Here is a 12715-nt window from a genome sequence, read left to right as displayed (position 1 = left end):
CGCGCCGGGCAGTGGTCGGTGAGGCTGCGGCCGACCGGCCGGGCTGTGTGTGCCGGCCGATCGTGACGCGGAAGATCCTGGTCACGCGAGGTCGGCGACGGTTCCGCGAACGCCGATCATGTCGTCCTCGTCAGACGAGCTGATAGCCGCGCATGTTGGTGAGGAGCATGTGGCAGTTCTGGAGGGAGCCCGAACTGTCGCCCAGCGAGCGGTAGATACCCCACTTGGGGCGCACCCGGTCCGCGAGGAAGGTGTCGACGCCCGCCTTCGACGCGTCGATCACCGTCGTCGCGCCGTTCTTGAGGATCCAGCGGACGGAGCCGGCCGTGCCGTTCCCGATCCTGATCTGGAAGTCGACGTCGATCCACTTGTTGTGCAGCGGTTCGAGGTTGGTCCGGCCGACGAGGACATCGCCGGAGATGACCTTCAGCTCGATGGTCTGTACGCCGTTCACCCGGCGCAGCGACTGCACGACGATCGGGGACGACCCGGTGCCCGGCTGCTTCATCTGCATGATGTGCGTAAAGCTGGTGGTCGCCTTCAGCGTGCTCGGGATGAACATGCCGTAGGTGACCCGCCAGGTCTGGCCCGACTTCCACTGGAGGGACGAGCTGCCGGTGCGGCAGCCGGTGACCTCGTGGCGCTGCCGGTCGGTCGCGGTGTCGCGGTCCACGGTGTGCATCGAGAACCGGAAGTTGTCGCCCTCGGTGGTGATGTGGGGCGCGGCCGACGTGTGCGAGCCGGCCCGGTCGTCCTCGATGGTCTCGAAGGCCCGCAGTTTGTCGGTGCGTGCCGACGGGGACCAGCGAAGCTGCCAGTCGGCCGCACTGGCCTGCGACATGAGTCCGGGCAGCCCGGCCGCGACGGCGCCGCCGAGTGCCGCTCCCAGGACTGCCCTGCGTGATGCGGTCATGTTTCCTTCACCTCATTGCGAGTTGTTCGTCCATGACGAGATCGGCCCCGGGAACGTGGACGTGGGCTGTTCCGCGCGGTGGACGTACGCGGGGGCGCGACCGCGGGGTCCGGCAGATGCGTAGGGTCGACGAGATCGCGTACGAGAGCGTGGTCGGGCGCGAGCGAGCAGACCGGGTCCGTGCGGGTGGCGTCGCCGGTGAGGGCGTACGCCTGGTACCGGCACCCGCCGAGGTCGCGGTTGCGCAACGCCCAGCCGTAGAACTGGGTGTTGGCGAGCTCGATCCGCTCCGCGCCCCAGGCGAGGCCGAGTTCGATCAGTGCGTCGAGGGAGCCGAGGTTGTCGCGGTGGAGGACGACGTTCAGACCGAGCGGCAGGTCCGCCTCACGCACCAGGCGTGCCGCTCGTACCTTCGCTGCGAACGAGCGTGCTCCGGCGATGCGTTCGGATGCCGCGGGGTCGGCGTGCTGCACGGACAGCTGCACACTGCACAGCCCCGCTCCGACAAGTGCCGCGAGCCGTTTCTCATGGAGTTCCACTGGGGCAGTCCGCCGCCCGCCGCGGTGCCGAGCACCTGCAGCAGCACGGCGGCGTGGCTATCGGTCGGTGAGGGCGTAGGCGGTGACTTCGAGCGCGGTCCCGACGACCTCGAACCCGGGAGTCTGCCAGGTGGCCGTCTCCTCCGATGTTTCGTCGGTGTCGTTTGCTTTCTTGGTGTCGTTCATGAGCGGTGCCTGCCTTCCTGAGGTGTGGGGTCAGGATTGATCCAGGTGTCTGCTGCTCGGTGACACAGGGTGGTGCAGCTGATCGTCCGTTCACATGAGCGACCGGCGTTCAGTTACATGCCCCAGCGTTCCGGCTTGACGGGGCGCGGTCAATGGTCTGGACCGAGAAGGCCGGAGCTGTATCGGCCAACTTCACTGGCGGGAATGCGCTCGGCAGGTTGATCGTTGACGATGGGAGTACCAACCGACGACGTAAGGATCGACCGCTCGTGAGCAAGGTCCCCTCCATCACACTCAACAACGGCGTCGAGATGCCGCAGCTCGGCTTCGGTGTCTGGCAGGTACCGGACGACGAGGCGGCACAGGCGGTCTCCACCGCTCTGGAAGCCGGTTACCGCAGTATCGACACCGCGGCCATCTACGAGAACGAAGAGGGAACCGGGCAGGCCATCGCCGATTCCGGCATCCCGCGAGAGGACCTCTTCGTCACGACCAAGCTGTGGAACGGCGACCAGGGTTACGACGCGACCCTCCGCGCCTTCGACACCTCACTGGCGAAGCTCGGCCTCGACCATGTGGACCTGTATCTGATCCACTGGCCGATGCCGTCCAAGGGGCTGTACGTGGAGACGTACAAGGCCTTCGAGAAGCTTCTCGCGGACGGCCGCACCAGGGCCATCGGTGTCTCCAACTTCCTTCCGGAGCACCTCGAGCACCTCATCGCGGAGACCTCGGTCGTGCCCGCGGTGAACCAGATCGAGCTGCATCCCCAGCTTCAGCAGACCGCGTCGCGCGCGTTCCACACCCAGCACGGCATCGCCACCGAGGCGTGGTCGCCGCTCGGTTCGGGCAAGGGCCTGCTGGACGTCCCGACGGTGGTCGCCGTCGCCCGGAAGCACGACCGCACGCCGGCCCAGGTGGTGCTCCGCTGGCACCTCCAGATCGGCAATGTGGTCATCCCCAAGTCCGTGACCCCCTCGCGCATCCGGGAGAACCTCGACGTCTTCGACTTCGAGCTGGACGGCGACGATCTGGCGGCCTTCGCCGCTCTGGACGAGGGCAAGCGACTGGGTCCGGACCCGGCGACGTTCAACGTCGGCTGACCTCCGGCCGCCCCACCAGCGCCCGAGCGCTCAGCGCCGCCCGGCTCCTGCCGGGCGGCGTTTCGCTGTTCCGGGCCGCCCGGAACCTCCTGAATCCCCGGAACAGCCCTCCCCGAATGGCGGGATTCCGCCGGTCGTGGTATTCCTTTCACCGCTTGCGCGTCTTCTCGTCATATTTACAGGCGGTATGCCTACTTTTGGTGCTCCGAACGAACCTGCACCCCTGGAGGCAGTCCGATGGAGCGCATCAAGAAGGCAACCGTCACCGGCATCACCACCGCCGCCCTGCTGGCCGGGTCGGTCGGCGTTTCCATGGCCGTCGTCGACTCGTCCCCCTCGAAGACCGTCACCGCTCGCGACAGCGGACGCGACGAACGCCCGGCCCTGACGGCGAGAGCCACCAAGCGCGGCGTCGCCGCGTGGCAGCAGTTCCGCGTGTACGGGTCGGCCAGGCAGCTTCCCCCCGGCACCCGTGTGCGTCTCCAGCAGCGGCAGGGCGGTCAGTGGACGACCCTGCCCGCGTCGATGAACACCACGCGCAAGGCCACCTACAAGATGCGCGTCTACCTCGGCTTCAAGGGACGCAACACGCTGCGCATCGTCGGCGGCGGCATGGCGTCGGCACCCTTCACCGTCACGGTGCGCTGATCCCGGTCGCTCCCCGGAGACGGACCATGCCCTCGTCAGCCGCATCAGCGGCGACGAGGGCATTCCGTATGTCCTCCCGCGCCCCTCTCGTACGATCGTTCCGCGTGAACATCACGGCGCCGGACAAGGAGTACGGGAATTGAGCGGGGCATTCAGACCTGGCCGTCATCTGGTGCGCAACGTCGGCAGCGGGTTGCTCCTGGAGGTGTACGGCGGGGTCAGGGGCAGCGGGGCCGTCGTCCAGCAGGGCAAGGAGACCGGCGCTCCCGGACAGCAGTGGCAGATCGACCCTGTGCCGAACGGCAGCGGACTCCACCACTTCGTGAGCGTCGTCAGCGGCAAACGGCTCGACGTCGCCGACGCCTCCACCGAGAACGGCGCCCGCATCCAGCAGTGGCGTCCCAACAACTTCGGCGCGCAGGAGTGGATCATCGAGCAGCATCTCGACGCGCCGGGCACCGTCACCATCGTCAGCTTCATCAGCGGACTGCTCCTCGAAGTCGCCGACGGCAGCACCGAGGACGGCGCACGTGCGCAGCAGTGGGAGGACACCGACTCACCCGGTCAGTGGTGGCGGCTCGAACCCTGCCCCTGACCCGGCCCGCGGCCGTCAGCCGCGGCGGGCGGTGTGCACCGTGCGTGCCATGAGCAGATAGATGTCCGGGCGCTGCGCCAGACCCTGTTTGTCCTGCGGGTCGAGCAGCCGGTCCAGGACGGCGGTGTCGTCCGGAGCCAACAGCCCGTCGAGCACCTTCCGTTGCCAGGCGAAGGCCGAGGCCAGCTGCTCGCATACGGTCCGGGGCACCGGCGCGGGGATGTCGAGGAGGAAGGACCGCGTGCCACTCGGCGCGAGACCGGCCGCGGCCATCAGCGCCCGCCAGTCCTCGATCTCGTCCTTCGCACCGGGCAGTTCGGCGCGCATACCGAGGAACCACTCGGCGGAGGCCGCGTCCAGACGGGCCTCCAGCCCCGGCCGCCCGATGCCGATGTCGCGCGGCAGATGGCGGGCGGGCAGGCCGCCCTCCGCCACAGCCAGCAGGCCGCCCGGGCGCAGCAGCCGGGAGAAGCCGGCGAGAGCCGCGCGCTGGTCTCCGATGTGGTGCAGCGAGGAGCCCGCCCAGATCAGGTCCGCTTCCCCCAACGCGTCGAAGTCGTCGGGCAGTTCGGCGTGCAGCGTACGGACCCGGTCGCCGAGGCCGGCCCGCTCGGCGCGGGCGCGCGCGAGCTCCAGGAGGGGGACGGTCGCGTCGACCGCCACGACCTCGGCGTACTCAAAGGCCTCGGCGAGCACCAGGCTCATCACTCCCGGTCCGCTGCCGATGTCGAGGATCCGCCGGACTCCCGCCGCGGGCACCTGCTCTCCGAGCCAGGCCACGGCCTGGCGGTGCACGGGCCCCTGGAGCTCCGCGCCGCGTTCCAGCAGCGGGCTCATCTCGTCCCAGTCGATGTGGGTCTTGTCGTGGTGGTGACTGCTCATGTCCTCACCCTGTCGCGACGGTGCCGATTCGGCGAGCTTTGTTGCGGTTACGGCAAAACACTGTGCGCGCGGTGCGCCATCGGGCTCACCCCGCGGACCCGCTTGAAGGCGGCGCTCAGCGCGAACGAACCGCTGTAGCCGACCTTCCTGGCCACCGCCTCGATGGTGGCGTCGCTCTCGCGCAGCAGGTCCGCGGCGAGGTCGAGCCGCCAGGTGGTGAGGTAGCCCATCGGCGGCTCCCCCACCAACTCGTGGAAGCGGCGTGCGAGCTGAGCACGCGACACCCCGCACTTGGCGGCGAGCGAGGCGACCGTCCAGGGGTGGGCGGGGTCGTCCTGGAGCAGGCGCAGCGCGCGGCCCACCACCGGGTCGCCCATCGCCACGTACCACGCCGGTGCCTTCGCGTCGGGCCGGGAGAACCAGGCCCGCAGGACGGCGATGAGCATCAGGTCGAGGATCCGGTCGAGCACCACGCTCTGGCCGGGCTCGTCCCGTGAGATCTCGTCGTCGAGGACCGGCATGAGCGGGCAGTTCCACTCGTCGGCGGTGAGATGGACCAGCGGGGGCAGGGCGTCCAGCAGCCTCGCCGAGACCTCGCCCTTCATCTGATAGGTGCCGACCAGCATCACGGTCGAGCCGTCGGGGTCGTTGCCCCAGCTCCGCACGCCCAGGGCCATGGACGTGGCGAGCGGTTCGCCGCGCAGGGTGTGGCAGGTGCCGCCGGGACCGATCAGCGCCAACGGCTCGGTCCGCAGGTCGTCGCCCGTGGTGTAGCCGCCCGGCCCCCGGGCGATCGCCACGTCACCGGGCCGCATCAGCACCTCGTCGCCGGTGTCGGAGCTGATCCACGTCTGCCCCTGGGTGACACACATCAGGGAGAGCGGTGCCTGGTCCTCGATCCGCACGGACCAGGGCGGCTCCATCACCATCCGCAGCAGGAAAGCGCCTCGGGCACGCGGTCCGTCGAGCAGCCCGGCAAGAGCGTCCATGACTCCAGCGTAGACGCAGAAACATGCCATTGAGGCTTTGCAGCATGGAGAGTCCAGAGCGCGGCCGCGAATCTGGAGGCATGACAGAGAACCTGAAGCAGGAAACGGTGTTGGTGACGGCGGCCACGGGCAAGACGGGTCACCGGGTGGCGCAGCGGCTCACGGAGCGCGGTGTCCAGGTGCGGGCGGGCTCGCGCCGCGGTGCGGTCCCCTTCGACTGGGAGGACGCCTCGACCTGGGGCCCGGCGCTCGGCGGCGCGGACGCGGCCTACGTCACGTACTACCCCGACCTCGCGGGTCCCGGCGCCACCGAGGCGATGCGGGCCTTCGGGCAGGCGGCGGCCGCGGCGGGCGTGGGGCGTCTGGTGCTCCTTTCCGGCCGTGGCGAGCCGGACGCCGTGAAGGCCGAGAGCGCGCTGCGGGAGGCGGGTGTACCGCTCACGGTCGTGCGGGCCAGCTTCTTCGCGCAGAACTTCAGCGAGGGGCCGATGGCCGAGGGTGTGGCCCAGGGCGAGCTCGTCTTCCCGGCAGGCGGCACGGCGGAGCCGTTCATCGACGCGGACGACCTGGCGGACGTGATGGTCGCCGTCCTCACCGAGGAGGGCCACACGGGCGAGACGTACGAGGTGACGGGCTCGCGGCTGCTGACCTTCCAGGAGGCGGCCGAGGAGATCGGGCGGGCGACCGGCCGCGAGGTGCGCTATGTGCCGGTGACCGGCGAGGAGTACCAGGGGATGCTCCAGCAGGTCGGGCTTCCCGCGCAGGACGCACAGTGGCTGGTCGAGCTGTTCACGATGCTGATGGACGGGCACAACGCCTCGACCACGGACGGGGTCCGGCAGGTACTGGGCCGTGCGCCGAGGGACTTCGCGGACTACGCCCGGGACGCGGCGAAGGCCGGCGCCTGGGACGCGTGAGCCGTCCGGTCACGGGGCACGAAGGGGGTGGGTACGCCGCTGGTCAGCCGGTGGCGTACCGCGCCGCGAGTTCGCGGGCCGTCCCCGCCATCCGGGCACGGAGCTCGGCGGGTTCGAGCACCTCGACCTCCGTGCCCATCGCGAGGAACTCGCGGTGCGCGTGACCGAGGGACTCGATGGGGAGCGACGCGCGGGTCCAGCCGTCCGGTTCGGCCGTGCCGGTGTCCGCGAGGGCCTGCGCCACGGGCCCGGTCAGTCCCTCGGCGGCGGCGGGCGAGATCCGCACGAGTGCCCGGCCGCTGTACAGCCGGGCGTGGAAGTCGGCCTGCTGGCGCTGCCAGTGGGCGGCCAGATCGAATCCGGGCGGCGGCTCGAACACGCTCCCGTCGCAGGAGAGTCGAAGGATCTGGTCGACCCGGTACGTGCGCGGACCGGGGGCCGCGACGACGTACCAGCGCCCCGCTTTGAGCACCAGACCGTACGGCTCCAGACGGCGGTCCACATCGGTCGGCTCCTTCCAGCGGCGGTAGCGGACGTCGATCACCCGGCTGTGCCAGACCGCCTCGGCGACCTGGGTCAGATAGGGCACCTCTTCGTCGGGGGCGTACCAGCCGGGTGCGTCGAGGTGGAAGCGCGAGCGCATCCGGTCGGCCTGGTCGCGCAGTTCGGCGGGCAGCGCGGCCCGCAGCTTGAGCTGGGCGGCGGCCAGGTCCGAGCCCAGGCCGAGTTCGGCGGCGGGTCCCGGGACGCCGGACAGGAACAGGGCTTCCGCCTCTTGGGCGGACAGCCCGGTCAGATGGGTCCGGTAGCCGGCGAGCAGCTGGTAGCCACCGGCGTGGCCGGCGTCCCCGTACAGCGGCACACCGGACGCGTGCAGTGCCTCGATGTCCCGGTAGACGGTCCGGACGGACACCTCCAGTTCCTCCGCGAGGCGGGCGGCGGTCATCCGGCCCCGGGTCTGGAGGAGCAGAAGGATCGACACAAGTCGGCTGGACTTCACTGACACAGGATGTCAGTGAAGCGGCTCTAGCGTCCTGCCCATGAGTTTCGCCGAGAAGTTGCTGTTCGTGCCCCCACCGATCGAGGTGGGCGGCCGTCGGATCAAGCGCTACCACGTCACGAGGGACCCGGCAGGGATAGAGCCCGCGGTCGAGAAGGCCGCGTACGAGATCCTGCCGATGTTGCTGCCGGAGCCGGACGGTACGCCGGCGGCCGCGTTCGTCGTCCTCCACAGGGGAGAGGACGACGGCGCGTACCTCAACGCGTACAGCTGGGTGTGGGACAACGCCGTGCACTTCGCGGGCGCGGCGGCCGGACAGCCCGTACTCGACTGTCCGGACCGTGATCCGACCCATTTCATCAGGCTGTCCAAGCCCTGGATCGGCTGTGTGTACGAGCTGCCGCCGGTGGTGCACGAGCGGGACGCCTGGGTGCGGCATGTGCTCACGCCCGAGCGTCCCGACCTGGACGCCTATCTCGCCGACTCACTCGGCGAAGGAACGACCGGAGGCCGCTCATGAGCACGACCGACTTCGACTTCCTGGTCGGCGAGTGGGTCGTCGCGAACCGCCGCCGCACGGACTTCCTGGACGCGACGAGCCCGTGGGAGGAGTTCACGGCGATGAGCCGGGCGTCACGCCACTTCGACGGCGGGGCGAACTTCGACGAGATCGTCTTCCCGTCGCTGGGGTTCCGCGGCCTCACGCTGCGGCTGTACGACCCGGACCGCGACGTGTGGTCGCTGTACTGGGCAAACGACCGCTCCGGCGCGCTGTTCCCGCCGGTGGTGGGACGCTTCGGCGGAGACGGGCGCGGTGAGTTCCACGGCGACGACACGCACGACGGCAAGGACGTGCGAGTGCGGTTCGTCTGGTCCGGCATCAGCGACACGACGGCGCGCTGGGAGCAGGCGTTCTCGGTCGACGAGGAACGGACGTGGGTGACGAACTGGGTGATGGACCTGTCGCGGCCGGTCTGAGCCCTGGGCGGTGTGCCGGGCCGGGCCGATGTTGCCGGCCCGGCGGATGCTCGGAGACGGTGCCGGACCGCGCGGACCTCGCGGACCTCGCGCACCGGCCGGCGGACCGGTCGGCGGACCGGTCGGCAGCCGGGCCCGGCACGCTCCGGGGTCAGCTCGCGCCGTGCCCGGGCGCGAGCTGTTCCACCCGTCGCGCCAGAGTGAAGTCCTTCTCGGTGACCGCGCCGCCCGCGTCGTGCGTGTGCACCGTCAGCGAGACGCTGTTGTATCCGAGCGTCAGATCGGAGTGGTGGTCCAGCTCCTGCTGGACCTGCGCGATGTGCACGACCATCGCGGTGGCCGCGAAGTGGTCGGCGAGCCGGTAGGAGCGGGAGATGCGGTCCCCCTCCAGCGACCAGCCGGGCAGCTCCGACAGCCGGTCCTCGATCTCCTTCTGCGACAGCGGCTCTGTGGCCATGACCAGGTCCCTTCGACAGCGGATGGGTGGGCTGAGGCGGCTTCGGCCACCATAAAGGGGATGCCCGCTCCCCTGCGATCCGTGTACCTTCCACCGGTGGAAGCGCTGACCGAAAAACAGATTCGCGGCTCGTTCGTCAACTGCACCAAGGGCGAGGCGACCCGCCTGAAGCTCCCCGCCGACTTCGGGCAACTGCCCTGGGACGATCTCGACTTTCTGGGCTGGACCGATCCGGGGGCTCCGCTGCGGGCCCATCTCGTGCTCCCCCGTGCGGACGGCCCGGTGGGCATCACGCTTCGCGTGCCCTCGGCCGGGCGGACCAGCGCCATCAAGTCGAGCATGTGCCATGTCTGCCTCACCCCGCATGCGTCGTCCGGGGTGACCCTGTTCGCCGCCCCGCTGGCGGGCACGGCCGGGCGGGAAGGCAACACCGTGGGCACCTACCTCTGCTCCGACCTCGCCTGCTCGCTCTACATCCGTGGCAAGCGGCAGCCGAAGCTGCGGACCGGGGTGGACGCGGAGACGCTCACCGAGCAGGAGCGCATCGACCGTACGGTCGCCCATCTGACGGCCTTCGCCGAGAAGGTGCTGGGCACGCGCTGACCGTGCCGCTCAGCCCCGGGACTGGAGGACCTGCTCGATGGTGTCGGCCTCCTGCGCCGCCTTGTCGGTGCGGTGGCGCAGCACCCGGGCGAAGCGGAGCGTGACACCCGCCGGGTAGCGGGGAGAGCGCTGGATTCCGTCGTACGCGATCTCCACGACCAGTTCGGGACGGACCCTGACGGTGAACCCGTCGTCGTCGACGGCGAGTTCACGGAGCCGGTCCGTCTGCCAGCGCAGCATCTCGTCGGTCAGCCCCTTGAAGGTCTTGCCGAGCATGACGTACGTACCGTCGGAGACGCGGGCGCCGAGGTGGAGGTTGGAGAGCAGGCCCGTGCGGCGGCCGTGGCCCCATTCGGCGGCCAGGACGACGAGGTCGAGGGTGTGGACGGGCTTGACCTTCAGCCATGAGCGGCCGCGCCGGCCCGCGACGTAGGCGGCGTCGAGCGCCTTGACCAGGACGCCTTCATGACCGCGGCGCAGCGTCTCGGCGAAGAACTCCTCGGCTGCGGCGACCTGTTCACTGTCGCCGGGGTCGGCGACGACATGGCGGCGGACCCGCATGGGTTCCGGCACGAGGCGGGCGAGGACTGCGTGCCGTTCGCCGCCCGGGAGGTCGAGCGTCTCCTCGCCGTCGGCCGCCAGTACGTCGAAGAAGACGGGAGAGACGGGCAGCGTGGCGCGGGCCGCCTGGACGTCGATCCGGGAGCCGACGCGGGAGGCGATCTCCTGGAAGGAGTAGGGGCGGCCGTCCCGGTCGAGCGCGATCACCTCGCCGTCGAGGATGAACTGATCACCGGTCATGTCCCGGGCCGCGTCCACGACTTCGGGCAGCCGGTCGGTGATGTCGTCCAGCGAGCGGGTGTAGATCCTGATCTCGTCGCCGCTGCGGTGCACCTGGACACGGATGCCGTCGAGCTTCTCCTCGACCACGCAGCGCGCGTCGAGGGTCATGACGGCTTCGGTGACCGACTTCGCCGTATGGGCGAGCATCGGCTGTACGGGGCTGCCGACGCGCAGCCGGAATTCCGCGAGCGCCGCCGGCCCCTCGGCGAAGAGCGCACCGGCGACACGAGGCAGCGATCCGTCCAGCATCACCGCCCGGCGTACGTCCTCGGCGGGCGCGTCCGCGGCCTTGGCGACGGCCTCCAGGGCCACGGCGTCCAGCGCGCCCTGCCGAACCTCGCCCGTCAGCAGACGGGTCAGGAACTGCTGCTCGTCGGCTGTGGCCGCGGCCATCAGATCGCGTACGAGGCGCTTGCGCTCGTTCTGGGAACCGGCGCCCTGAAGGCCGGCGAGCGCGGTGAGTGCCGCGTCGGCCTCGGGAACGGTGAGCGCGGCGGTCTCCGCGGGCGCGGGCCGCTCCTTGAGCACGCTCCAGCCGATGCCGATGCGGCCCTGCGGGACCCGCCCGGAGAGATACGAGATCACGAGGGCCACATGCTCGGGCCTGGTGTCCGCGAACAGCTCGGCGAGAAGGGCGATCTTCCGTGAGCGTGCGGAGGTGGCGGCCACGTCCCTGGACACGTCGGCGACTCGAGCCAGCAGCATGCGGCCATGGTGCCCCGAAGGAGCGTGAGGCGCACGTGCAGAGGGTCAGGCCTTCGGGAGCCCGGGCACGCGGCCGGCTCCGCACCGGGCACCCACGGCTCCCCGGACGGCGGGCAGGTCCTCCCCTTCGCCCGCGCGGCCCGCGGACAGGAACGGCTCTCCGGCGAAGACCCGGGGGACGGTCCCTCGGGCGGGACAGCCCCCTGGACCGGCTCGCCCCACGGCCGGGCGCACAGGAAGCCGGTCTCGTGATCGGCGGCCGCGTCCGCGAGGCCTCCCCGCGCGTCGTCGCCGGTCCGGCTCACCTCACATCAGGGACAGACCTCAGGACCGCATGGCTCGCCCTTCACCCCTCGGAAGACAGCGGCGCGAACCCATTCCCGCGCCGGGGCCCATCACGCGGGCCCGGTTCGCCAGGCTGATGCGAGGGACTGGACCGGGTCGGTACCGTGTGCTCACGCGCGGGCGCCCACCGCACCGCCGCCGTCCCGACGACAACTCTCAACCGGGGGGAGTGAAGTGAGCAGCAAGAGCGCCATGCGCGAGCTCCGCGACGACCTGGCGCGCGCAGTGGAACAGGCCCGGCCGTCCGAACCCGACGAGGTGTTCGCCGCTCTCTGCGCCCGGCTCAGCAAACGGCGCGGCAGACCGGTGATCCACCGCATGGTGGACTTTCCGCCGGAGACCGCGAGCGGGCTGTACCTGGACATGGCCGACCGGGACATCATCTGCGTCCAGGCGACCACCCGGCCCTTCCACCAACTGGTCATCTTCGGCCACGAGGTCTGGCACATGATGGCGGGGCACGGTAACCACGCGGGACACGGCAAGACCGGAACGTCGGTCGCGGCGCGCCTCGTCACGGACGGCGCCGACATCGATGCCACCGTGCAGAACCTGGCGGCGCGTACGGACTTCCGGCAGGCGGAGGAGAACGAGGCGGAGACCTTCGGGCTGGAGCTCGGGACTCATCTGCGGGGCTGGCTTGAGGGCACGCCCACCGTCGCGCCCCGCAGCGAGCTGGCGCAGCGCATCGGGCAATCGCTCGGCCACCACCGGACCTGACCTCATCCGAACGGAACCGCAGGACGGAGTCGGAGGCCGCCGTCCGCGGACCCCTGCCGGCACCGACGCCCTGACGGCGGCGCCGAGTCCGGGGCACGAGTGCTGCGACACCGAGTCCGGGCACGAGCGCTGCGACGCCGTGGCCGGGCGGGCGCTGCGGCGCCGAGGCCGGGGCGCGAGTGCCTCGCCCAGCCCTCCCGCGCGCCGCGGCACCCGTACGTCGCCGGGGCACGGCCGGTACGCGACACCGGCGGGGACCGGTTCGCGGCAAGGCGGGGCATTCGTCCTCGCC

The 12715-nt window shown here is 70.7% G+C and carries 15 protein-coding genes and 1 pseudogene; 8 read left to right on the top strand and 8 right to left on the bottom strand.

All coding sequences use genetic code 11. The features are described from left to right. Positions 1 to 130: 130 nt before the first annotated feature. The 3 genes and pseudogenes from OHA05_RS29990 to OHA05_RS29980 all read right to left on the bottom strand — a co-directional run bounded on the left by OHA05_RS29990 (position 131) and on the right by OHA05_RS29980 (position 1638). Entirely contained in the window at positions 131 to 913 is a 783-nt protein-coding gene (locus tag OHA05_RS29990; RefSeq protein ID WP_328862228.1) for a Tat pathway signal sequence domain protein, read from the bottom strand. Then, positions 910 to 1461, bottom strand: a pseudogene (locus tag OHA05_RS29985) (hypothetical protein); the annotation flags it as partial. The gene OHA05_RS29990 and the pseudogene OHA05_RS29985, both read right to left, overlap by 4 nt. Positions 1462 to 1509: 48 nt before the next feature. Next, positions 1510 to 1638, bottom strand: a complete 129-nt coding sequence (locus tag OHA05_RS29980; protein ID WP_328862227.1) for a pyrroloquinoline quinone precursor peptide PqqA — start codon at positions 1636 to 1638, stop codon at positions 1510 to 1512. 269 nt (positions 1639 to 1907) lie between these two features. Between OHA05_RS29980 and OHA05_RS29975 the strand changes: the two genes are divergently transcribed. The 3 genes from OHA05_RS29975 (at position 1908) to OHA05_RS29965 (ending at position 3984) form a co-directional block, all read left to right on the top strand. Continuing rightward, the gene (locus OHA05_RS29975; protein WP_313943154.1) at positions 1908 to 2741 is read left to right on the top strand and encodes an aldo/keto reductase; all 834 of its coding nucleotides are present in this window, start codon (positions 1908 to 1910) and stop codon (positions 2739 to 2741) included. 237 nt (positions 2742 to 2978) lie between these two features. Next, the gene (locus OHA05_RS29970; protein ID WP_313943155.1) at positions 2979 to 3389 is read left to right on the top strand and encodes a hypothetical protein; all 411 of its coding nucleotides are present in this window, start codon (positions 2979 to 2981) and stop codon (positions 3387 to 3389) included. Positions 3390 to 3528: 139 nt separating this feature from the next. Next, the gene (locus OHA05_RS29965) at positions 3529 to 3984 is read left to right on the top strand and encodes an RICIN domain-containing protein (RefSeq protein ID WP_328862226.1); all 456 of its coding nucleotides are present in this window, start codon (positions 3529 to 3531) and stop codon (positions 3982 to 3984) included. Positions 3985 to 3999: 15 nt separating this feature from the next. Here OHA05_RS29965 and OHA05_RS29960 read toward each other — a convergent pair whose 3' ends face one another. Both OHA05_RS29960 and OHA05_RS29955 read right to left on the bottom strand, forming a co-directional pair. Continuing rightward, entirely contained in the window at positions 4000 to 4866 is an 867-nt protein-coding gene (locus OHA05_RS29960; RefSeq protein ID WP_328862225.1) for a class I SAM-dependent methyltransferase, read from the bottom strand. 47 nt (positions 4867 to 4913) lie between these two features. Further along, positions 4914 to 5855 carry an AraC family transcriptional regulator gene (locus tag OHA05_RS29955; RefSeq protein WP_328862224.1) on the bottom strand — a complete coding sequence of 314 codons (942 nt, stop codon included), beginning with the start codon at positions 5853 to 5855 and terminating at the stop codon, positions 4914 to 4916. Between the two features lie 80 nt (positions 5856 to 5935). Here OHA05_RS29955 and OHA05_RS29950 point away from each other — a divergent pair, with 80 nt between their 5' ends. Next, positions 5936 to 6772: an NmrA family NAD(P)-binding protein gene (locus OHA05_RS29950; RefSeq protein ID WP_313943159.1), complete on the top strand. Its 837-nt coding sequence runs from the start codon at positions 5936 to 5938 to the stop codon at positions 6770 to 6772. A gap of 43 nt (positions 6773 to 6815) precedes the next feature. Here OHA05_RS29950 and OHA05_RS29945 read toward each other — a convergent pair whose 3' ends face one another. Beyond that, complete coding sequence (locus OHA05_RS29945; RefSeq protein WP_313943160.1) at positions 6816 to 7772, bottom strand: helix-turn-helix transcriptional regulator; 957 nt, start codon at positions 7770 to 7772, stop codon at positions 6816 to 6818. Between the two features lie 40 nt (positions 7773 to 7812). Between OHA05_RS29945 and OHA05_RS29940 the strand changes: the two genes are divergently transcribed. Beyond that, the gene (locus OHA05_RS29940) at positions 7813 to 8292 is read left to right on the top strand and encodes a hypothetical protein (RefSeq protein WP_328862223.1); all 480 of its coding nucleotides are present in this window, start codon (positions 7813 to 7815) and stop codon (positions 8290 to 8292) included. Further along, positions 8289 to 8750, top strand: coding sequence for a hypothetical protein (locus tag OHA05_RS29935; protein ID WP_313943162.1), 462 nt, complete (start codon positions 8289 to 8291; stop codon positions 8748 to 8750). Before OHA05_RS29940 ends, OHA05_RS29935 begins: the two co-directional genes overlap by 4 nt. 151 nt (positions 8751 to 8901) lie before the next feature. On the opposite strand, the gene OHA05_RS29930 is transcribed toward OHA05_RS29935, so the two are convergent. After that, the gene (locus OHA05_RS29930; RefSeq protein ID WP_313943163.1) at positions 8902 to 9207 is read right to left on the bottom strand and encodes a 4a-hydroxytetrahydrobiopterin dehydratase; all 306 of its coding nucleotides are present in this window, start codon (positions 9205 to 9207) and stop codon (positions 8902 to 8904) included. A 96-nt stretch (positions 9208 to 9303) separates the two neighbouring features. Between OHA05_RS29930 and OHA05_RS29925 the strand changes: the two genes are divergently transcribed. Then, positions 9304 to 9810 carry an FBP domain-containing protein gene (locus tag OHA05_RS29925; RefSeq protein WP_313943164.1) on the top strand — a complete coding sequence of 169 codons (507 nt, stop codon included), beginning with the start codon at positions 9304 to 9306 and terminating at the stop codon, positions 9808 to 9810. 9 nt (positions 9811 to 9819) lie between these two features. Here the strand turns inward: OHA05_RS29925 and OHA05_RS29920 are convergent, their stop codons facing one another. Then, positions 9820 to 11358 carry an ATP-dependent DNA ligase gene (locus tag OHA05_RS29920; RefSeq protein WP_328862222.1) on the bottom strand — a complete coding sequence of 513 codons (1539 nt, stop codon included), beginning with the start codon at positions 11356 to 11358 and terminating at the stop codon, positions 9820 to 9822. A 519-nt stretch (positions 11359 to 11877) separates the two neighbouring features. Between OHA05_RS29920 and OHA05_RS29915 the strand changes: the two genes are divergently transcribed. Then, positions 11878 to 12423, top strand: a complete 546-nt coding sequence (locus OHA05_RS29915) for a hypothetical protein (RefSeq protein WP_328862221.1) — start codon at positions 11878 to 11880, stop codon at positions 12421 to 12423. The last annotated feature ends 292 nt before the right edge of the window (positions 12424 to 12715 follow it).

Source organism: Streptomyces sp. NBC_00306, from assembly GCF_036169555.1.
Lineage (GTDB): Bacteria > Actinomycetota > Actinomycetes > Streptomycetales > Streptomycetaceae > Streptomyces > Streptomyces achmelvichensis.
Note: the sequence above shows the minus strand (reverse complement) of the source record. Positions and strands in the feature narration are given on the sequence as shown.